The sequence below is a fragment of the Marinobacter sp. EVN1 genome, from assembly GCF_000475375.1.
In the GTDB taxonomy this organism is placed as follows: Bacteria; Pseudomonadota; Gammaproteobacteria; order Pseudomonadales; family Oleiphilaceae; genus Marinobacter; species Marinobacter nauticus.
This window is the reverse complement of record NZ_AXCB01000023.1, coordinates 235,390-256,584: the sequence shown is the minus strand read 5'-3', so window position 1 is coordinate 256,584 and position 21,195 is coordinate 235,390. Positions and strand designations below refer to the sequence as shown.

The following is a 21,195-nucleotide window of genomic DNA, read 5'->3' as shown; positions in this document are numbered from 1 at the left end:
CTTGCTAACGCAAAGGTTGGCGGATTCAGCCAAGAATAAGTCAGAAATGACAATTCCAACAACCATAGCCGTTATGAGACGCTATGGCCAATCAACAGGAGACCAAGAATGACCGACACCCTGATCGACCGCCGCGACCTCGCATTTCAACTTTACGAGGTGATGGACACAGAATCCCTCACCCAGCGCGAGCGCTTCAGCGAACACAGCAAAGACACATTCGACGCCGTCATCGAAACCGCCGACAAAATGGCGAAAGAAAAATTCGCCAACCACAACAGCGCCGCCGACAAAGACGAACCCAAATTCGTCAACGGCCAGGTAGAAATGCTCCCGGACGTCAAACAGGCCTTCGATGCCTACGCCGAAGCCGGCTTCCTCGCTGGCCGATACGACTACGACCTCGGCGGCATGCAATTGCCGGAATCCGTCATGGCGGCCTGCAACGGCTTCTTCACCGCCGCCAATCCCGGCACCGCCGGCTACCCGTTTCTGACCACCGCCGCCGCCAACCTGATTCGTGTATTCGGCAACGACGAACAGAAGACCAAATTCCTGTCCAATATGCTCAGCGGCCGCTACAGTGGAACCATGGCCCTGACCGAGCCCCACGCCGGCTCCAGCCTGGCAGACATCCGCACCTCCGCCACGCCCACCGACGACGGCCACTACCTGATCAAAGGCGCCAAAATCTACATCTCTGGTGGCGAGCAGAGCATCACCGAAAATATCGTTCACATGGTGCTGGCGAAAATCAAAGGCGCACCGGCGGGCGTAAAAGGCATCTCCCTGTTCATCGTCCCGAAATTCCATGTGGACGAGAACGGCAATCCGGGCGACCGCAACGGCGTCAGCCTCGCCGGCCTGATCCACAAACTCGGCTATCGCGGCACTACCAGTACTGCCCTGAGCTTCGGCGATGATGCCCCCTGCCACGGCTACCTGGTAGGTGAACCCCATCAGGGCCTGAAGTACATGTTCCAGATGATGAACGAAGCCCGCATCGGCGTTGGCTTTGGCGCCGCTGTGATTGGCTATCGGGGCTACATGCACAGCCTGGAATACGCCAAGGACCGCCTGCAGGGCCGCAAGGCCAGCGAAAAGAATCCGGAAAGCCCTCAAGTACCCATCATCGACCACGCGGACGTACGCCGCATGCTGCTGGCCCAGAAGGCCTACAGCGAAGGCGGCCTGGCTCTCTGCCTCTACGGCGCCCGCCTGATGGATGATCAGCACACCCACCCGGATGAGCAGAAACGAATGGAAGCCGGCAAGCTGCTGGATTTGCTTACCCCGGTGATCAAAGCCTGGCCCTCGGAATACGGTCCGAAAGCCAACGATCTGGCAATCCAGGTCTACGGCGGCGCTGGCTACACTCGCGAATACCCGGTCGAGCAGTGCTGGCGCGACAACCGCCTGAACCCCATCCACGAAGGCACCAACGGCATCCAGGCTCTGGACCTGCTGGGCCGTAAAATCTGGCAGGACCAGAGCCACGGCCTGCAGTTGCTGATGCAGGAAATGCAGGTGGATCTGCAGGCGGCCATCACTGAGCGCTGCCAGCAGTGGGCGTTGTCTCTGAGTGAGACTTTGCAGCAGGCGGTAAAAGTCACCCAGAGCCTGGGTAAATCCCTGATGGGCGGCGAAGTCGACAAAACCCTGGCTAACGCCAGCTGCTATCTGCACCTGTTCGGCCACATTATCGTGGCCTGGATGTGGCTGCGGCAGGCCAATGCCGCAGCCCACGCACTGGGGTCTGCCAACAGCGACAGCGAACGCAACTTCTACCAGGGCAAACTGCAGGCCGCCCAGTACTTCTTCCACTGGGAATTACCCACCGTGGCTCAGGATCTGGTGCTGCTGCGGAATCAGGATGATACGTGCCTGAATATGAAGGCTGATTGGTTCTGAGTTTGGTGCTTTTGTTCTTGATGTAGCCTGCTGGTTTGAGAGCAGGCACGATCGGCTGGGAGTCCTTTCAGGGACACGCTACGAGCACGTCCATGTGCGCTCGACTTTGGCCATCCATGGCCAAAGACGGTCCCTGAAAGGACTCCCAGCCGTTCGCGCCCGCACATGGGCATAGCCTGTTGACAAGAAAACATGAAAGGAAAGCGCAATGGCTCTGGTAAATGTTGATAAGAAAAATCATATTTTGCTGATCGGACTGAATCGCCCGGAAAAAATGAACGCCATGAACCGGGCCATGTACCACGAAATCGCTGCCGCCTATTACCAGATCCAGAACGATCCGGAGCTGCGCGTGGCAGTGATGTACGCTGAAGGTGACCACTTCACCAGCGGCCTGCAACTGGATGACTGGGCTGGCGTGTTCGCCAACGGTAAAGGCATTGAACCCGGCGAAGGCGAACTCGACCCCTTTGACATTACCGGCGATAGCCTCACCAAACCCGTGGTATTCGCCGCCCAGGGCATCTGCTTCACCTGTGGCGTCGAAATGATGCTCAACACCGACATCCGCGTGGCCGCGAAAGGCACCCGCTTCGCTCAGCTGGAGGTGAAACGCGGCATCTTCGCCTGCGGTGGCGCCACCATTCGCCTGCAGCGGGAAATCGGTTGGGGCAACGCCCAGCGCTACCTGCTCACTGGTGATGAATGGACCGCGGAACAGGCTTACCAGTGGGGCCTGATTCAGGAACTGGTGGAACCCGGCGAACAGCTCAACAAAGCCATGGAAATCGCCGAAAAGATTGCCAAAGCCGCACCTCTGGGCGTTCAGGGCAGCCTGAAATCGTCCAAGATTGTCGTGTCCGAAGGCCAGGAAGCGGCCAAGGAACGCCTGTTCCCGGAACTACGCCCGGTCATGGCCAGCGAAGATGTAAAAGAAGGAATCCAGTCATTCCTGGAGAGAAGAGAGGCGGTGTTCAAAGGCAAGTAGCAGGATTGCCCTGTTAATCGAGATTTAGTCCGTAGCGAATCGTCGAATCAGCGACTATCCCACGGAAGCGAAAGCGGCGGGTTGGGGCCACCCTTCCGGGAGTGTGCGCAGCAGGGATGCTGCGCTCAAGCCCCCATGGATGGGTTCACGGCGTCTCCCGGAAGGGTGGCCCCAACCCGCAGCCGGCACCATAACCGACAGGCTAGGGCCAGCAATCAAGCCAATAAACCAGTCAGATCTCAGGCAGCTTCAGACTCAGAAGCAGAGTCTGCCCCCCGAGCCGCAGCCTCCGCCGCCACTTTCGCAGCGTAATCCGCATACTTGGCCATCAACTCCTCCTTGCGATCAGGGTCCCAGTTGATCTTCGACAGATCCCCTTCATAGTGGTCAATCACCCGCTTATCCATCGTCTCGTACCACCACTGGGGCAGGTAGGCCGGCAACAACATCGATGCGTACCCTCCTGGCAATTGCGGCGCCTTCTCAAAATGGCGCAAGGCCTGGAAACTCCGGGTCGGATGGGCGTGGTGGTCAGAATGCCGTTGCAACTGATACAGGAACAGGTTGGTCACAATGTGATTGCTGTTCCAACTGTGCTCCGGCTTCGTGCGCTCATACTTGCCATTCTTGTCCTTCTGCCGCAACAGGCCATAGTGCTCGATGTAATTCACACTCTCCAAAAGACTCGCGCCATAAACCGCCTGCGCCGCCAGGAACGGCACCGCCCTTGGGCCACAGACCAGCGTCGTGGCGCCAAAGAACCCGGCCGTCATGGCCCAACCCTGTAGCAGTTCGTTATCAAAACTCCAGAAGCTCTTACCCTTGCGTTCCAGCCGAGCCTTTTCGATCTTGACCGACGACTTGATGCCGCCGAACACGGTTCGGGGCAGGAACTTCCAGAAACTCTCGCCCATTCGGCTGCTGGCGGGGTCCTCAGGTGTGGCTACCCGCTTGTGATGACCAAAATTATGTTCAACCACAAAGTGGGTGTAGGCGGTGGGAGCCAAGGCGGCCATGGCCATCAGTTTGTTCAGTTTATTGGACTTATGGCCCAGTTCATGGGCGGTGTTGATGCCTACCCCGTTGATGGCGCCTACGGTCAGGGTCAGGCCGATCTTGTCCTCAAGTGGTGTGTTTTTCCGGCTGGCCAGCCAGGCGCCCATGAAGGTCATGGCGTACTGGGTGGGGATAAACGCCTTCACAATACGGTCGTAATACTTGTCCTGCTCCAGGGTCTTTACCGCCGATTCAGGAGGATTGCTCTTGTCTTCACCAATCGCCCGGTCCAGTGCCGGAATAATGCCGTGCACCAGTGCCGGCCCGGTCCAGGCCAGAGCCTTCAGTCGTTTCGGGGCCAGGGCATAGCCAGTCAGAGCGGCAAGTCCAATGCCTGGAAGCGCAGGCCCCAACAGCCACATATAGCGCTTGGGATCTTTCCAGGTCTCGGCCTTGGTGGCGGTGTCTTTTGAATCCGGTGCCCCGGTTTTCCGGGGCGCGGCGACCTGGTGCGTGTCGAGCGAGGATTTCACTTTGGCGTTCATATGGGCTCTCCGTGGAACTCGTTGTGTTTGTTTGTTCAATTTATGTCGGACAATCTTGCAATACAACAAGTAAGAGAGTCTGGTTAAGCGAACTGGCCTCTAATGACAATCAGGCTCCAGCTGGCGAATCCAGAGCTTGTGGTCCAGACTTCTGGAAACAAAAAAAAACAGGGAAGCGTCGAATGAGTGCCACCAATCCATCTCCGGCTACTATGTCCTGGACGTTGCAACAACGGCTTCAGGAATACGCGCGCGCCATGAAACTGGCGGAAATCATCTATCAGGACCCGAATGGGCAGGTCTGCGTGGTTCACGGCGTTATCCGGGAAGTGCTTAGCCGGGCCGGGCGGGATTTCGTGGTGCTGGGAAAAGGACAGGTGGTCTCGGCGGACCACATCATCATGATCGACGGCGAGCGGTTAACGAAAGAGTAATCGCCCGGTAATTGCTATTGACCGCGGGCTGCCTCTACTCTGTTGGCGTTGTACACATATACCGACAGAGGGACATGTTATGAACAAGTTTACCTTGAGCGCACTCGCACTGGTTGCCACGCTTGGGCTTTCTGCCTGCAGCTCTGAGAGCGATGAAGGCGCGGATTTTGAAGAAGCGGGTGAAAATGCCGAGGAAATGATGGACGACGCCGCTAACGCCACCGAAGAGACCTGGGAAGAAGCCACGGGTCAGGATGAAGGCGTGATTGGTGAAATGCAGGAAGGTGCCGAAAACGCTGGCGACGAGATTGAAGAAGCCGCGGATGAAGCGGGTGACTCCATGGAAGAAGCAGCTGACTCCATGGAAGAAGGCTATGACGAAATGACTCAGTAATTACTCGCTTCAATAGTGAAAAGCCTGGCCAGCACAGAGTCTGGCCAGGCTTTTATTAAGGTCTCCTTATCCCACCATTAAAGTGCGAGCTCCCCTCCATCTTCGCGGTAGATAACGATAGTAGCTGAACGTGGCCTATTGCCAGCCTCACCGAATGCGGTCGCATCGCGGGAAGTGGCAGGCCAATTACTTACGTCGGTGTTGAAGGCCTCTTTAGAGCCGCCTTCTCCGGGATGCTGGATGTTGATGAACATGGAGCGAGCGTCCGGCGTCATCGAGATGCCGGTTATTTCGCATCCATTTGGTCCAACAAGGAATCGTTTCAACTTGACCGCATCTGCGTCGCCGCCAATGAAAGTGTTTACTGATTCCTGGCCGTTGTTGTCAGATGTCGTGACCGTAACGCTTTCGCCGTCACCTACTCTGCCAGGAATGGCGACCAACATCTGGTTGTTCGTTTTGCTGCGAATCCCGGAGGAGCCGTCATCAGTCTGGATCCACATTACACCGCGTGGGTCGATAAAAAGTCCGTCCGGGCTTGAGAACTCGTTGTCTGGGGTGAGGCCAGAAACATTGTAGTCTGCGGAAGCATCGGCACTCGAGCCAAAAAGGAAAATGTCCCACTCAAAAGCGGTGGCGGCATGGTTTCCGTCTTGCTCGCGCCAGCGAATGATGTGGCCGTTGGAATTTACCGCACGGGGGTTTACTGCATCCAGGTCAGTGGACGGACGGTTGCTGGGATTACCGTTGGTCAATGTCAGATAAACATCGCCATTGGTGGGGTGCACCACTGCCCATTCGGGTCGATCCATTGGCGTTGCGCCCAAGACGTCGGCTGCCAGGCGGGCGCTCGCTAGAACTTCTGCCTCAGAGGCAAAGCTGTACTGGTAAGTTGTGCCGTCATCATTGTAGGTGTGGTCGCCGTTGAGCTCCGGATTGGAAATGGTCAGAGCCTTCCAGGCACCGGTGCCATCATCATTGAATACCGCAACGTAGAGTGTGCCCTCATCAAGGTATTTGTCGCCTGCCGCCAAACCACCATTGCGGTCGGACTCGGTCCACGCTGTTTTCGATACGAACTTGTACATGTACTCGCGGCGAGAGTCATCGCCCGAATAGATAACGATAGGGGCACCTTCTTTCGCTGGTGCAACCCAGGCGCCTTCATGGGAAAAACGACCCAGTCCTGTTCGTACCCTGGGCTTTTGTGTAGGGCGGAACGGGTCAACTTCGGTCACGTAGCCATGAAGGTTGGGTTCATAGCGGAAGTCCTCGGTTGCCGTTGAGCCGCTGGTGTTTACGCCAAAGCGCTGATATTGATCCCCTGGCACTTCATCCCATTGGCGGTATGCCCAGCCATTTCCACTGATGCCGTAACGTGCGAGCCAGCCCTTCTGCTTTTCGGACAGGGCATCGACATTGCCAACGCGAAAATAAGCGTACCAGTTTTCTTCTGCTGCGAGATACGTGCCCCATGGGGTGTAGCCGTTGGCACAGTTGTTCATCGTGCCGTAGCGAGTTGTTCCGGTTGGCGTCAGTTTGGTTTTGACGAAATCTTCTCCTGCAACAGGCCCTTGCATCTGCATTTCGGTGAAAACAGTCAGGCGACGATTGTAGGGTGAATCCGTGATGACGGACCACTTACCGTTCTCCTTACGAATTTCGACACAGGAGACGCCGTGCCCGTTCATCTCACGGTCAACGATTTTTTTGAGCTCTTGAATGTCGTTGGCGAAAATGGCATCTGCTTTGGCCGTCGCAGTCTCATGCAGCGTGTTGTCTTCAAGGTTTTCGTGGTTAAGAACCAGAATTCCTCGGTCGGACGCCTCGGGATCGTACTGTCCTGATGCATTCATGCCGAAGAAATGCATGCCGTCATGCTCATCGCCTGATCGACTGTCATAATCAACATCGGTTCCGTCGTTTTTGAAGGGCGCCAGGCCGGAGAACAGGGGGTCGCCTTTGGCGTAGAGAACGTCAGCTTTATAACCAGGGGGTAGAATAACCCGGTCTTCAATTCCACCCGGGATCGAAGAAAAACCCAGTTGTGTCGGGTTCATCGTAACAGAGTCCGGACTCGTGGCAGGGCTGTTTGAACTGCTGCTGCCTCCGCAGCCGCTCAGGCCCAATGAGCCAAGAACACCCACAGTGGCTGCAGACGCTGTACCAGTGAGCAGTTTACGTCGCGAAAGACGCGCTTTGATCACTTCATCAAATGGCCGATTGTTGCTTCGATTGCTGTCTTCGACTGGATGATGTCCCATTTTACTCTCCTTATGTCACGACACTGAATGGAGGACGTTTCGATTTGCTGACCAAGACGGTCGGCAGTTCGACGAAGAAAATAAGGATCGCCAAGGTAAGTGACAGTTTTGATTCAGATCGGTGACATATTGAAGAAGAAACTTTTGCAGTGGACCTATAGCCCTAAAGCACCTTGTGAGTGACGCTGAAAGGTAGCTACCGCAAATAAAGAAAATCGAGGGGCGGCCGATAGCTGATAAACACACTAAAGTAGCAGTTATTAACCCATATCATTTCTTTACTCTCAGGGATGGCCTGCAATAACAACATGCTTGCGTTAGCAATGATAAAGATGAGGGCACCATGGGTTTACTCGATCGCACTGCAATTTTATGGGGGGTGGGCATTGCTGTTGCGCTCGGTATTGCCTGCATTCTGGTGGCTCCGATGATGGGGCTCGATGCCGCGTCTCTGTTGATCGGACTCCTGGTTGGTCTCGCCGCCGCGGCCGGCTATCTGATATTGAGGGTGCTGGAACCAATAGAGCGTGGGATTAACGGCCTGAATGATGGCTCCCTGGCTGATAACCACCCGTTGCGGGCTCAATGTGCGCAGCTTCTGGCCGATGCCCGGGCTGGCAAGGCCCTGGTTGAAACGCTCTCGGCCAGTGCCGACAAGAGTGCCATCTCGGCCGCCGAAGTCTCGTTTGCGGCGGATCAGGTGAAGCAGCGCCTGGACAGACAGGTGGAAGAAACCGCCCAGATGGCCGATTACGCCGGCCAGATCACAGAATCGGTTCGGGAATCGTCGGAACAGGCCACCAACGCTGCCACCATGGCTCTGCAGAATCGCGAAGTCAGTGTGGAAGGGCGTCAGTCATTGGTGTCGGCCATTGAAAGTGTGCGCCTGGTGCATCAGCAATCGGAAGAAAACCTCCGGCTGATTCAGGCCTTGCACGAAAAATCTGGCAAGATCCAGGGCGTGACCTCAACCATTCAGGGCATTGCCGAGCAGACCAATCTATTGGCACTGAATGCCGCTATTGAGGCGGCCCGCGCCGGTGAGCAGGGGCGAGGGTTTGCGGTGGTGGCTGATGAAGTCCGGCAGTTGGCCGGGCGCACTGCCCAGGCCACCAGTGAAGTGGCGGACACCCTCGACGAAATTCAGAATGACACAACCAAGATTGTGTCCCGCATTGAATCTCTGGCGAAAACCGTGGAAGACGGGCTGACATCTGTAGAGAGCGTTGGCGGCCAGCTGGATCAGATTCGGGATCAATCCGACCGGGTTCAGCAGCAGGTTGCCCGTATTGCCGAGATCGACCAGAACAACGAGCAGAGTCTGGCCCAGGTGTTTTCGGCTATTGAGTCTGTCCGTGACCATATATCCGAAAGTGATACCAGTGTGGCATCGCTGGCGGACCAGGCTTCCACGTTGATGGAGCTGGCGGAGAAGGCGAATGCTGCCTTTGCGCTGAACAGCAGCGAAAGCTACCACCGGCCGTTTTATGAGAAAGCACTGGAAGGGGCGCAGCAGATTGGCCAGTTGTTTGAGGCGGCAATTCGAGAGGGCCGTTTGAGTGAAGCGGCGCTGTTTGACAAAAAGCGAACACCGATTGCCAACACCCAGCCCCAACAGTATTCCAGCAGCTTCGATCGGTTTACTGACCAGATGTTTCCGGCAATACAGGAGCCCATCAAGAAATCCCATGAGGCCATTGTGTTCTCCATCGCCTGCGCGCCGGACGGTTATGTGCCTACCCATAACAAGGATTTTGCCCACCCGCCGAGTGGTAATCCGGAAGTGGACCTGGTGAAAAGCCGGAGCAAGCGACTGTTCAATGATCGCACTGGCATTCGCTGCGGGAGTCATACCGAAAGTATGCTGCTCCAGACCTATCGCCGGGACACCGGTGAAATCATGCACGATCTGTCGGTGCCCATCTATGTGAACGGCAAGCACTGGGGCGGGTTCCGGGTTGGGTATCGGCCGGCGGGGAATTGATCGCACTGGGCACCCGCCAAGGCTGTGATAGACTGCCGGGGACGTAACAAGGAGAACGCCTGTGCCCGAAACCGAGTATATCCCCGCAAAACCTGACGGCCAGCAATCACAGGAGCCCAGCTCCACGAGGAATCTGGCGGTGGTGGTTTACATCCTGCAGGCGTTGTCTTTTTTCCTGGGGGGGGTGACGGCACTGGTGGGCGTGATCATCAACTACGTCAAACTGGATGATGTCCGTGGTACCTGGATAGAGCCCCATTTCCGCTGGCAGATCCGCACCTTCTGGATTGGTTTGCTGTGGACAGTCATCGGGGTGATTACCACCATGCTGATTGTGGGCTGGTTTATTCTGCTGGGTATTGCGATCTGGGTGATCTACCGAATTGTCAAAGGTGCCCTGGCCCTGAACGATGGCAAGACCCCGATTTAACGGGGTCTTGATGGCTCAGTCTTCCGTCACTTCTTCAAGGCGTAATGCGCTCAGCATGCCCGCCAGCCCCATCAGCCCCAATACCAGAATCACCGCCACGTCCGAAATCATGGAAATGGCGGCTGTGAACCCCCCGGTTACCAGCAGCAACACACCGATAACGGTATTGCTGACCGCTGTGTAGTCTGTCCGTTTGTTGCCTCCGGCCATATCCACCAGATAGGTTTTGCGCCCCAGGCGCACGCCGGCATGGGCAATACTCAGCACAAAAAACGCGACCGGATAGAACCAGGCACCGCCAAACCCGGGGCCCAGCACCAGTGCCAGAACACCAACCACCAGGCAGACCGAGCTGGCCATGGCGGCACCCCGAATCATCACTCGGCGGCTGGAGGTGTCGGCGGCCCAACCCCAGAAGCTGGCGCTCAGGGAGCTGGCCAGACTGCTGGCGAGCAGAAAGACGCCCAGCATCCAGCCAATATCGGATTCCTGTTGGGCGAGCACCACGAAATAGGGAGACGCCAGAGCCGAACACAAAAGCAGTGCACGAGTGATGACAAAATGCCTGAAGGGCGCATCGTCCCGTAGCAGCGACAGACTTTTAAAAGCCTCGTTGATCGCGTTGCCACCGCCCCCTGTTTCCCCGGCATACTCTTCCACATTGGCAAACAGAACCCCGGCAATCACCCACAGCGTAGCTGCCAGGAGCAGCAATGTGGTGTAGAACGCAATGCTGGGGTCGCCCCGATCCCAGAACAGCAGTCCTGTGAGCACCACCGTGGCGGTGCCACCAATGGTGGTTGCCAGCCCAGACAGCCGGCCCCGGCGGGTTTTGGGGATACACTTGCCCTGAACGTCTTTCATGGAGACCGAGCAGAATCCCCGGGCCAGTGAAAACACAATAAGCGCCGCGACAATGCCGCCACCGGCCGCATAGCCTTCAAGAAACCACACGCTTGCCGCCATCGCAGCCACGCTGACGGCCTGCCCGAAACTGCCCAGGGTCCAGAACCATTTGCGCACCGCCTTGCGACGCACCCAGGCGGCGATCACCATCTGCGGCACCATGGAGCCGGATTCCCGGATAGGCACCAACCAGGCTACCAGAGCCGGTGCGCCAACGGCACTCATCAGCCAGGCCAGCACGGTCTTGGGGCTGATCAGCAAGTCTCCAAGTTTGGTGAGCACATTGCTGAACAGAATCAGGAAGAAGTTTCGGGGTACTTCCAGACAGGCTTCCTCCGGGATGTCTTTACAGACCCGTGCGTCCTCTTCGTTGGCAATCAGTCCGTAGAGCTGGTCGATGGTGTCGGGTTTGGTTGCTGGCAAAGGGCCGTCCTCCGGAAAAATGTTTGCCAAGCATACCAGTTAGCTCGGGTGTGCTTAAGCCGGAGGATCAGCCAGTGCGCGTTAAACAAGGTGGTGGTCCCACTGTACCGGTAGCCGCGCGATGTCTTTCGCAGCTTGTCCGGCGCTCAGTTGCACCAGTCGGCCCTGTCCCGAGGACACCAGGAAATCGCCTCCTGCCAGAGTCTGAATGCCGGCGCAGTCATTGATGCGGGCTTTGGCAACCAGCTCCCCGGTCTTGCCGCGGAAGACAATAGCGGTGCCGCCCACGGGGGAAGCGGCGGCGATCAGGTCGTTTTCAGGATGGGCCACCACGCTGGCGATGTAGTTGCCGAGAGCGGCCTGGGTTTCCGGGTCAAAGCGATATTCCCGGAGTTGCCCATCTTCTATGCGCGCCAGCAGCGGAGGTCTCTCGTAGAGCGGTCCCTGGTACTGGTAGGCAACATAGACTTTGCCTTCGGTACTGACGCTGACGTGGCGGGAGCTCTGCTGGTGGTGGGCAGGGGCGAAGCGGCCAACGATCTGGCCGGACCGGCGATCCATCAGAATCAGGGCGGGTTGCATGGTATCCAGATTGAGTTTGATGCGGTCGTAATCAGGGTGAGTCAGAATGCCGCCCAGGCCGATGACCAGAGTGTTGCCGTCAGGATGCAGGGTAAGCTCATGGGGCCCGATGCCGGCCAGTTCAAAGGTGTCCACCCGTTTATAGTCCTGCTCGGCATCGTAGACGGCGACAATGCCTTCGCCGGGCTGGTAGCGGCTGGCCGTGGCGTAAAGCCACCGGCCATCAGGTGAGAACACGCCGTGGCCGACAAAGTGTTCGCCTTCGGGGGCCATGATGCGGTGTCTGCGTTGGCCGGTTTCTGCATCAAACACATAGAACGACCAGCCCGGTCGGCGCTCAAAAAACAGAGTATCTTTTCGGCCGGGCCGGTTACAGCCGCTGTGGCATCGGGTGTCTACCGGCGCCTGCCACTGAACGTTGCCGGATCGATCAAAGGCACTCACGCCAAAGCGTCCATCCGGCAGGCCAACCGCGCCGGCATAGCGTTCGGGCTGTGGGCCGGTTTTGCGGGGGAGCAACGAGCAGCCGGTGAAGGTGGCGGCCATACCTCCGGCGACGGTGGCTTTGATCAGGGTTCTGCGATGGATGAGCATGGGTATACCTGTTCAGTCGCCGTCACTTGAGTTGAAGCCACGCACTACGCCAAGTGCCACGGCGGCTTCGTCATTGATCAGCGTTGAAAGCTGGGAAACATCCACAAAGAGCCCTTGCAGAATGCGGAACCGCTCATCACTCTCCATGAGCGTTGCCATGGCACCATGGGCTTCCGGAAAGTTGTCAGCCACTTCCTCAAACTGCCTCTGAATGCGCTCTGCCAGTTCGGTCTCGCCGTCGGTTTTCAGTGAGGTGATCAGTCCGGGAAGGTAGAATTTCTCGAGCCCTGCCACTGTTGCTTCCACCGCCATCAGACTCTGGCCACTGCGCCAGGCATCGGTGATGTAAGGATTGCGTTTGCCATTGCCCCTTAGCCCCATGGGCTGCGCCAGCCGGCGCTCTTCCAGTATTTCAAGCGCCGTCATGCCGGCTTTGATGGTGGTGTCGCGGTATGGCCCGGTGTCCAGATAGTGTTGTTTGAAACTCGCCCAGCTGTCTGCGAGCCCCCGGGCATTACGTGCCATATGCCGGGTGACCGCCGAGAGCACCTCACAGTTTTTGGCTGCGGGCAGGGCGTTCTCTCCACTGTTGAGTTGCTCGTCGAACAGCAGGTATTCGGCCATGGGAAAGCCCTGAACCGCCACCCCGGATTGGTTGATCACCTCGGCGTTAACGGGGGCTTCGGTGCCAAGCAGATACCGGGCCTTGCGAGCGACCAGGTTTTTCGGGTCCGGCCAGAACTGGAATTGCCAGGACAGGTTGTTGTTCTCCACCGGGCCGAAGTCAACAAAGCGGACCCGCTGCCAGGCCAGGAAGGCATCGAGCCAGGCATCGTTCAGGGCCGGTCGGCTGTCGGACGTCGGTGCGTTGCAGTAGCCGACCGCCGCCGATGCCAGTTGTTCGGTTTTGGTTGCCAGCGATTCGTAGCCGTTTTGAATTGCGCCATGCCACTGTTCGCGGGCCTGGGTATCGGCGTTGGCCCCGAGTGCCGCCGTAGTGCAGACAAGCAGGGCGGAGGCGAAGAACAGTCTGGTGATCGGTTGCATAGTGGATCCTCAGAGTGAATTCAGAAAATCGATCAGGGCGCTGCGCTCCGACTCGGCCATCTGACGATAGCGGTCAGCTGCCGGCCGGGCTTCGCCACCGTGCCAGAGAATGGCTTCTTCCAGCGTGCGGGCGCGGCCGTCATGCAGAAAACCGGACTGGGGGTTAACCACCTGGGCCAGGCCGATGCCCCAAAGCGGTGGCGTGCGCCACTCGTTGCCGTCAGCGAGGAACTCGTCCCGGCCGTCTGCCAGGGCCGGGCCCATGTCGTGCAGTAACAGGTCGGTGTAGGGCCAGATGGTCTGGTTGCTCAGATCCGGGCGGTCGGCCACTTCTCCGGTCCGGTGTTTCGGGGTGTGGCAACCGGCACAGCCGGTTTCATTGAACAGCCTGGCGCCTTTCTGCACGGATTCAGCGCCCAGATCCCGACGGGCAGGTACCGCCAGACTCTTGGCGTAGAAGGTGACAAAGTCGGCGACCTTGTCGCTCACTTCGGGCTCACCACCGTGAGTAAACCGTTCGCACTGTTGTTCCGGGGTGCAGTCGGTGGTGGGTTTGATGGACGATGTCAGGCCCATATCGCCGGCGAAGGCGCCCATGCTTTGCTGGTGCACATCCGGTTCCGCGGCTTTCCAGCCAAACCGGCCCGGCAGCGTTTGCTGGCTGGCGACATCCCACACCTGATTAAGCTTGCCGGAAATCCCGTTGTTGTCGGTATCTTCCGGATCGGCCAATGCCTCAAGATCGGCAATAGGGATGGCTTCCAGCAGTCCCATGCCGATCATTTGTGGTGCCACCCGGGGAGAGACCAGCAAATTTGCCGGCATAGGACCATAGTTGGGGTTCTCGATGCGATATTCCGGTTTGCGCAGTTCAACCACCGTTCCATCCCCAAGTGTTTCCTGAACGGGCTCCCAGTCAATCACCAGATCCGCTTCCGGTTTTGCGGCCGGCAGGGCCGCAGTCTGCAATTGACTGCCGTAGACCGGTGCAGGTTTGAAACCGTGCTTGCGCAGGAGTTCTGCATCCTTGACCGGATCGGCGGGTACTGCCAGCCGCAGGAACAGGGAGACAGGCGGTTCATCAACGCCGGGCGGGTGTCCGCGGCCATCCTTGATGTGACAACCCTGGCAGGAGTTGGTATTGAACAGGGGGCCCAGGCCGTCCCGGGCATCGGTGCTGGCCGGTGCTTCCACCCAGGGATTGCGGAAGAAACTGTTGCCAACGCTGAAATCCAGGCGTTTGGTCATGGACAGGTTGCCCTGGGGCAGGGAGTAGGCGTTGGTGTCGGCCTGATTGACCGTGCCTTCACCGCCCGTGGCCGGTGTAGTTTGTATCGGGTAACCAGCGTGAGTCTCTGCAATCAGGGGTTGAGTGCTGATGGCCAGCGGCAACAGACAGAAGATGAGTGCTCGTTTCATAACTACTCGCGTTTCAGAATGGAAGAAGCCATGGAAAATCGACCTTCGGGCATAAAGGAGGGTTTTCCATGGCTTGTTCTTGTTAGCAGGATACCGGGAGTTTCTATCTCCCGGTATCCGCTTACTGCAACCGGATCAATCAGAATGAATGGCCGGCGTCGTCCGGTGACAGGGCTTCAATGCCCAGTTGCCGTGCAGCCTGCTCGATAGAGCCGGTCTGCTCAACCAGCGCCATGATAGCACCGTTGACAATGCGGGTGCCTTCCGCGTTGCCCGGGGCGATCATGGTGTCAAAGGCCATCGGGTTCTGGCTGCTCTCGGCGCGGGCTTTCATGAGCGCCAAGGCTTCCATTGACGCGTCCAGCTGACGGTTCAGGCGAGCATCCAGCTCCGGGTTGGTCTGCTCAACCAGGTCAGACAGGGACGGGCCTGAAACCACAGAGCCATCTACGCGACGATAGGTGCCGGTATACACGTTCTGGATGCCCTGGCCGTTGTAGTAGTGCGAGTTGTGGGTGTTATCGCTGAAGCAGTCGTGTTCGTCTTCATAGGAGTTGGCTTCCAAGGCAACTTTCATGCGCTCACCGGCCAGCTCGCCGAGGGACAGGGAACCCATACCGAACAGCATTTTCTGGATGCCCTCGTCGGCGTTTGCGGACGTCAGCTGGGAACGGTAGTTGTCTGAGGTGCCCGGGGCCCACTGGGCAACCATCCACTCCAGATCATCGACCAGCAGATCAGTCACGGCATCCAGATACTGGGCACGGCGCTCACAGTTGCCGTTGGTGCAGTCGTTGCCTTTGGCGTAGTCAGTAACCGGGCGCTCGCCTGCGCCACCTTCAAAACCGTGCAGATCCTGGCCCCACAGCAGGAATTCGACCGCATGGTATCCGGTGGCTACGTTGGCTTCGGAACCGCCCACTTCGTTCAGGTCAGCCAGCAGTTCGGGGGTGAGTGTTGCCACATCCAGAGTTTCCCCGCCGACGTTAATGCTGTTGCTGGCAACGATGTTGGCGGTTGCACCGGCATTACCGAGTTCGTGCTGGTAGTCGTCGGCTTTGACGTAGTCGATCAGGCCTTCGTCCAGTGGCCAGGCGTTCAATTGGCCTTCCCAGTCATCCACGATGGCATTGCCGAAGCGGAAAACCTCTGACTGCTGGTAAGGAACCCGTGAGGCCAGCCAGGCTTCTTTTGCCGCTTTGAGGTTGGCTTCGGTGGGGTTGGCAATCAGACGGTCAGTAGCCTCGTCCAGCGCACGCGCAGTAATCAGGGCATCCTCGTAGGTGGCATGGGCCAGATCGGCGTAATGGGTTACCACCGATGCTTTGGTGGCCTGCGCACTTTGCTCGGCGGACCAGGGCGCGTTTGCGCAGCCCGCGGTAAGGGCTGTGGCAATGGTCAGTGCCAATGGGGCTGGGCGAAACAGGTTTTTCATTTCAAACTCCATGTTGATGAGGTCTTTTTGTAAATAAGAAATATTAGCGTTCAGATTATGGGTTTGGAAACCCTACATAGCAAGGGGTTTTTGATATAGGTGATTGTTGGGCCGCTTGCGTGGTCAAGGTGACTGCGGCTTAATGGGCTCCTGATTCCGGGAGCCTTTTATGCTGAGTTATCTTCACGCCTTCCACGCCGGCAACTTTGCCGATGTTCAGAAGCATGCTGCACTGTCACTGGTGCTGGCCATGATGCAATCCAAGAAATCTGCCATAGCCTGTTTTGACACCCACGCGGGCAGCGCCCGTTACGATTTGGGCAGCGAGCGGGCAAGAAAAACCGGCGAAGCTGATGCTGGTGTTCAGGCCTTGTGGCGGATCCGGGAGCAACTGGCCACCGGCGACTGGCAGCCGGTTCTGGAGGTATTGGCGCGGTACAACCCAGGCAATGGGCCGCTACGGACGTATCCGGGCTCACCGGCATGGTTTGCGGAATTTTGCCGTCCGGGTGATTCCGTCACCGCTTTCGAGCTGCACCCTTCTGAAGAGCGTCAGCTGGCTCAGTGGGCGGATGAAGTGGGGGTGAAGGTGCGCCATGAGGATGGCCTGAAAGGGCTCCTGAAATGCTTGCCGCCGGCACAGCCGCGACTGTTGGCGCTGATTGATCCTTCTTACGAAATCAAAACCGATTATGAGGCCGTAGCCCGGACATTGATGGACGCGTGGAAAAAATGCCGCCATGGCGTCTATCTTATCTGGTATCCCCTGTTAACCAGTGGCCTGGAGCAACAGCTGATGGATTCGCTGAGGGCGTCCGGTTCGGTGCGCAAGATTCTTCAGTGCGAGGTTATGCTGGATCAGCCGCCCGAACGGGGCATGGTGGGTTCCGGGATGCTGATTGTGAACCCGCCCTGGGGGTTCGATGAACGTTTTGCGGCCATGATGTCGGATCTGACCGGCCCCGATCGGCTCGGTCTGTCGCCTTCCATGGATTGGCTGGTGCCTGAATAGGCCCGGAGTATCTCCTTTGACAGACAACAACCAAGCTGATCACCCATGCCTGCCTGGCGGGCTGATTCCTCTGGAGCAATGGCGGGTTCCGGAGACCTCCGTCCGCAGAACCATTCGCAGTGGTCTCCGGGATATTCTGGATCAGTTAAAAGCGGGCATTCATCCTGACGAACAGGCGTTCAGAAGTCTGGATGATTTGCCTACCCTGTCGGAACGCCAGATTCAGGACTATGCCCCGGTACCGGATCGTGAAGAACTTGCCCGGGCTTTATTGAACGAGCTGGAACAGTTGCGCCGGTCAGGCGGGCAGTCACGCAAGGCCAGTTTTCTGGTGGCACCACCATTCTCAGGTATTGCCGAAGCTTTGGGGGCCTCGGGGCGGCGGGTGATCGCCCCGCCGGACAATCTGTTAATGCCTGAAAGAGACATTACCGGCTGGTGGGATCACCAGCTTCAGGACGATGACTGGGTAATACCGGAACTGGCAGATTTCTGGCTGCGACACCGGTCCGGTCTTGGCTTGTTGCGTGAATTATTCGCGCGCCTGGCGCGGGATAAAGTGGGTGAGGGCATCATTGGCTGTTCCAGCTGGTGTTGGCAGTTCTGGACTCAGTACCTGCCAGAGCTCCACCTGGCCCCATTGACCCCCAGCCCTTTGTCGGGGGATCGTCTTACCAACTGGCTTGGACATCTGGCGGGGGAGCGCTCGCAAGGACCACTGACGGCGAGAATGACCCAGGATGGCCTGTATGTACTGCCGGCGCCAACCGGGGACGACGAGCGAAAATACAGCCTGTTTACCCGGGATCTGGCCACTTTGGCTCGGGGAAATCCGGGGGTTGCCCTGGCTATCTGGCGCCGAACTCTTCGGGCACGGCCCGAGGATGAGGCGCAGCAGCAAGGGGAAGGGGATGCACATCAAGAGGGCCGCCAGTGCTGGGTGGCGCCACTGGATCAGCTGAGTTTGCCTGCCGTGCCCCAGAGTTCAGCCCGGCGGTCTGGCTACCTGCTGCATGCGTTGTTGATGCATGGCGGCCTGAGCCTGGGGCAGCTGGAGCTGACGTCGGGGTTGCCTGGCGAAGAATTGCGGATAGCGCTGTCCCGGCTGGAACGAGCCGATGTAGTGACCGGGGATGAGCAGGAAGGCATCTTTCGGGTGCAGGCATTGGCGTATCCGGCTGTGCGGCGGTATCTGCAATCCAAAGGGTATCCGGTGGACAGCTTCTAGGAGAAACGGTTATGGGCGATTTCGGTATCAAGGACGCACTGTCTTCAATTACCTCCGAGGCTTTGCTGGAAGCCCTGGCGGTCATCGTTGCGGCTTCGTTGCTGATCCTGATGGTTCAGAAAGCAGTTCCGGTACTGGCTGCGAAACTATCGGGAAAACCGAGGCTGTACCTTCTCGCATCCGTTCCTCTTTTCCGGCTTCTGGTCATTGTTCTGACGATCATTGTGGTGGTGCCCATTCTGGTGGAACCCTCATTCGAGAACATGATTGCCATCTTCGGTGCCCTGGGTCTTGCCTTGGGTTTTGCGTTCAAGGACTACGCCAACAGCCTCATTGCAGGTATCGTTACGCTCTATGAAATGCCTTACCGACCGGGTGACTGGATCGAAGTGAACGGTCGCTATGGTGAGGTGCGGAGTATCGGTACCCGGGCCGCAGAAATCGTGACGCTGGATGATACCGTGATTGTGATTCCCCACAGCCTGCTGTGGAATACACTGCTGGCCAATGGCAATGACGGCACGGATAACCTGATGTGCGTGGCCGAGGTTTTTCTGGACCCGAACCACGATGTCGGCCGGATGCTGGGCCTGTTCCGGGATGCGATCTTTGCCTGCCCGCTCACCAAAACCTACCAGCCGGTGCTGGTCACGGTTGCCGCACGGGAAGCCGGTATGTGCTATCGGTTGAAAGCCTACCCGCTGGAGCCCAGAGAGCAGGCGCGTTTCATTTCAGACCTGACCGCAAGGGCCGCGGAGATCTGTGGTGACGAGGGTGTCCCGATGGTCTCCTACCCTTATCTGCAGGCTCAGAAAGCCTGATCCGGGCAGGGCTGATCAGTCACCCGCAATCGACGTTGCCCGCTGAATCAGCGCCTGGCCTTTCTCTCCGGTCAGTTCGATAAAGCGTTGCCGGGCGGGCAGGCTCGCATCGCGGAAGGCCGCCCTTTCAGCTTCCGTTAGCCGTACGACCCGGATACCGCCCTGTTCCAGTATGGTCTCCAGCCGCGCCTTGTTCAGGTCCTCCTGGAGAGTCCAGGCTTCCTCGGATAACTGTGCAATGGTTTCCTCCAGCCATTTCCGTTCCTGCGAGGGGAGTCCTGCGAACCAGTCCTCATTGGCCACAACAGATGCGATAAACCGTGAGGCCCTGGCCATGGTCATGACGTTCTGGACTTCATGGAACCCCATTTCCTCAATAGCAAACACCGGGTTGCTCTGGCCGTCGATGTTGCCGAGCTGGAGATCGCTGTATACCTGGGCGAAAGGCGTCTGTACGGGGTCAGCACCATAGCTTCGGAAAGCCTCTGCTGCGGTTTCCGAGGTCATGGTGCGAAATCTTAACCCCTGGAAATCGGCGGGGGTTCTCAGGGGGTTGTTGGCCGTCCAGGTCATCCAGCCTTCCGGCACGAACCCCAGCAGTTGCAGGCCAGCGTTGTGGTAGGCCGGTTCAAATGCGGAAATAAACTCGGGCGCCTCCAGAAGGCGACGGGCCGGTTCTTGTTCTTCCGGAAGCAGGAAGTGAAGATTAAAAAGGCCGGTTTCCGGAACGGTATCGGCCAGGTGGCCGGGCGAGGCAAAGGCCAGGTTGACTGAGCCGTTGCGAGTCAGTTCTGTCAGTTGGGCCGAGGTGCCCAAAGAGCCATAAGGAAAGACATCGACCTCAATCCTTCCACCAGACAGCGCTTCGACCTGTTCCCTGAACTGCTGTGCGTAAAGATGCTGAACACTGCCTTCAATCTCTTCCAGGGCAAAGCGCCAGGTGACCGGATACTCTGGTTTGCCGTCCGCCGAACTCTGCGCGGCTGACGAGGAGCCATTGTCGGAGCAGCCGGTCAGCAGCATCACTGCCGCAGTGGCAACGAGGCTGAAGCTGAGAAGCGGGTGGCGTTTGGTCATTGTATTCAGGGCTCCAGAATCCGGCGCATTTGAGTCTAGAGGGAAAAGGTAACACAACAGACCGAGGAGAAAAGGCCGATGTGTAAACGCCAGACGAACAGCCACAAAAAAGCCCCGCCGAAGCGGGGCCAGACGACGAACCGGATGCAGGAAATTTACATCAGAGCGTCAACGCGGTTGCGTACCTTCGGCTCACTGCTATAGGCGGTGGCAATGGCGTTATAGGTGGGGATATCGATACCCACGTCTTCGATCACCGAGACCATCTCGTCGTTGGCTTCCATCTGCAGTTCCTGGGCCTTCTGCTGAGACTCGGCTGATTCGATCTTCTCGATGTATTCTTCGCGCACTTCCATAACACCGGATTGTGCCTCAATGAATTGTTTCAGCTCAGCATCGCTGTAATTGGTGCTTTGGCTGCCTGCGGCGGCGGGGTTGCTGTAACCCGAGCCCTGTTCGGCCGGGGCCGGGTTCTGTTGTGCTATCACCGGTGCGGTTGCCAGCAGTGCCAGAGATGCGGTGATGGATACAAGCAGTTTGTTCATAGCTTTACTCCTGGTTTTAATGAGGCCGGCTCGGTCGTCCAGCCACAAACTTGTGAATGTCGATGTGACAGTAGCGATTCCCGTGCCAGGTTTTAATTTCTCTATAAAGGCAATAAAAACAGTGGTTTATGGATTTTCTATGGTTAAAGCTCAGTAATCT

The 21,195-nt window shown here is 57.8% G+C and carries 18 protein-coding genes; 9 read left to right on the top strand and 9 right to left on the bottom strand.

Going from position 1 to position 21,195, the window contains the following annotated elements; all coding sequences use genetic code 11:
* The first annotated feature begins 108 nt into the window (after nt 1-108).
* Nucleotides 109-1,911: an acyl-CoA dehydrogenase gene (locus Q674_RS32755; RefSeq protein ID WP_023009131.1), complete on the top strand. Its 1,803-nt coding sequence runs from the start codon at nt 109-111 to the stop codon at nt 1,909-1,911.
* Nucleotides 1,912-2,119: 208 nt separating this feature from the next.
* Entirely contained in the window at nt 2,120-2,899 is a 780-nt protein-coding gene (locus Q674_RS32750) for a crotonase/enoyl-CoA hydratase family protein (RefSeq protein ID WP_023009130.1), read from the top strand.
* Between the two features lie 239 nt (nt 2,900-3,138).
* Here Q674_RS32750 and Q674_RS32745 read toward each other — a convergent pair whose 3' ends face one another.
* Nucleotides 3,139-4,440 carry an alkane 1-monooxygenase gene (locus tag Q674_RS32745; protein WP_023009129.1) on the bottom strand — a complete coding sequence of 434 codons (1,302 nt, stop codon included), beginning with the start codon at nt 4,438-4,440 and terminating at the stop codon, nt 3,139-3,141.
* 182 nt (nt 4,441-4,622) lie between these two features.
* Between Q674_RS32745 and Q674_RS0120785 the strand changes: the two genes are divergently transcribed.
* Both Q674_RS0120785 and Q674_RS32740 read left to right on the top strand, forming a co-directional pair.
* Nucleotides 4,623-4,874, top strand: a complete 252-nt coding sequence (locus Q674_RS0120785) for a hypothetical protein (protein WP_031210206.1) — start codon at nt 4,623-4,625, stop codon at nt 4,872-4,874.
* Between the two features lie 79 nt (nt 4,875-4,953).
* Entirely contained in the window at nt 4,954-5,268 is a 315-nt protein-coding gene (locus tag Q674_RS32740) for a hypothetical protein (protein ID WP_011786285.1), read from the top strand.
* Between the two features lie 77 nt (nt 5,269-5,345).
* Here the strand turns inward: Q674_RS32740 and Q674_RS32735 are convergent, their stop codons facing one another.
* Nucleotides 5,346-7,532 carry a PhoX family protein gene (locus Q674_RS32735; RefSeq protein ID WP_011786284.1) on the bottom strand — a complete coding sequence of 729 codons (2,187 nt, stop codon included), beginning with the start codon at nt 7,530-7,532 and terminating at the stop codon, nt 5,346-5,348.
* 343 nt (nt 7,533-7,875) lie between these two features.
* Between Q674_RS32735 and Q674_RS32730 the strand changes: the two genes are divergently transcribed.
* Nucleotides 7,876-9,516 carry a methyl-accepting chemotaxis protein gene (locus Q674_RS32730; protein ID WP_011786283.1) on the top strand — a complete coding sequence of 547 codons (1,641 nt, stop codon included), beginning with the start codon at nt 7,876-7,878 and terminating at the stop codon, nt 9,514-9,516.
* Nucleotides 9,517-9,577: 61 nt separating this feature from the next.
* On the top strand, nt 9,578-9,946 hold the full coding sequence (locus Q674_RS32725; protein WP_023009127.1) for a DUF4870 family protein: 369 nt from the start codon (nt 9,578-9,580) through the stop codon (nt 9,944-9,946).
* A gap of 15 nt (nt 9,947-9,961) precedes the next feature.
* On the opposite strand, the gene Q674_RS32720 is transcribed toward Q674_RS32725, so the two are convergent.
* From Q674_RS32720 to Q674_RS32700, 5 genes are all read right to left on the bottom strand, one after another.
* The gene (locus Q674_RS32720; protein WP_023009126.1) at nt 9,962-11,275 is read right to left on the bottom strand and encodes an MFS transporter; all 1,314 of its coding nucleotides are present in this window, start codon (nt 11,273-11,275) and stop codon (nt 9,962-9,964) included.
* Between the two features lie 81 nt (nt 11,276-11,356).
* Nucleotides 11,357-12,451, bottom strand: coding sequence for a DUF1513 domain-containing protein (locus tag Q674_RS32715; RefSeq protein WP_023009125.1), 1,095 nt, complete (start codon nt 12,449-12,451; stop codon nt 11,357-11,359).
* Nucleotides 12,452-12,463: 12 nt separating this feature from the next.
* Entirely contained in the window at nt 12,464-13,498 is a 1,035-nt protein-coding gene (locus Q674_RS32710) for an imelysin family protein (protein ID WP_023009124.1), read from the bottom strand.
* A gap of 9 nt (nt 13,499-13,507) precedes the next feature.
* Nucleotides 13,508-14,917: a di-heme oxidoredictase family protein gene (locus tag Q674_RS32705; RefSeq protein ID WP_023009123.1), complete on the bottom strand. Its 1,410-nt coding sequence runs from the start codon at nt 14,915-14,917 to the stop codon at nt 13,508-13,510.
* 139 nt (nt 14,918-15,056) lie between these two features.
* Nucleotides 15,057-16,352, bottom strand: coding sequence for an imelysin family protein (locus Q674_RS32700; protein ID WP_031210205.1), 1,296 nt, complete (start codon nt 16,350-16,352; stop codon nt 15,057-15,059).
* A gap of 169 nt (nt 16,353-16,521) precedes the next feature.
* On the opposite strand from Q674_RS32700, the gene Q674_RS32695 reads away from it, so the two are divergent.
* From Q674_RS32695 to Q674_RS32685, 3 genes are read left to right on the top strand one after another with little or no spacing between them, the layout of a single operon-like run.
* Complete coding sequence (locus tag Q674_RS32695; protein WP_011786276.1) at nt 16,522-17,364, top strand: 23S rRNA (adenine(2030)-N(6))-methyltransferase RlmJ; 843 nt, start codon at nt 16,522-16,524, stop codon at nt 17,362-17,364.
* A gap of 16 nt (nt 17,365-17,380) precedes the next feature.
* Entirely contained in the window at nt 17,381-18,592 is a 1,212-nt protein-coding gene (locus Q674_RS32690; RefSeq protein ID WP_023009121.1) for a hypothetical protein, read from the top strand.
* Nucleotides 18,593-18,603: 11 nt separating this feature from the next.
* Nucleotides 18,604-19,413: a mechanosensitive ion channel family protein gene (locus tag Q674_RS32685; protein ID WP_011786274.1), complete on the top strand. Its 810-nt coding sequence runs from the start codon at nt 18,604-18,606 to the stop codon at nt 19,411-19,413.
* Between the two features lie 15 nt (nt 19,414-19,428).
* On the opposite strand, the gene dctP is transcribed toward Q674_RS32685, so the two are convergent.
* Nucleotides 19,429-20,490 carry a TRAP transporter substrate-binding protein DctP gene (dctP, locus tag Q674_RS32680; RefSeq protein WP_023009120.1) on the bottom strand — a complete coding sequence of 354 codons (1,062 nt, stop codon included), beginning with the start codon at nt 20,488-20,490 and terminating at the stop codon, nt 19,429-19,431.
* Nucleotides 20,491-20,645: 155 nt separating this feature from the next.
* Entirely contained in the window at nt 20,646-21,035 is a 390-nt protein-coding gene (locus tag Q674_RS32675; RefSeq protein ID WP_014422193.1) for a DUF4168 domain-containing protein, read from the bottom strand.
* Nucleotides 21,036-21,195 lie beyond the last annotated feature (160 nt).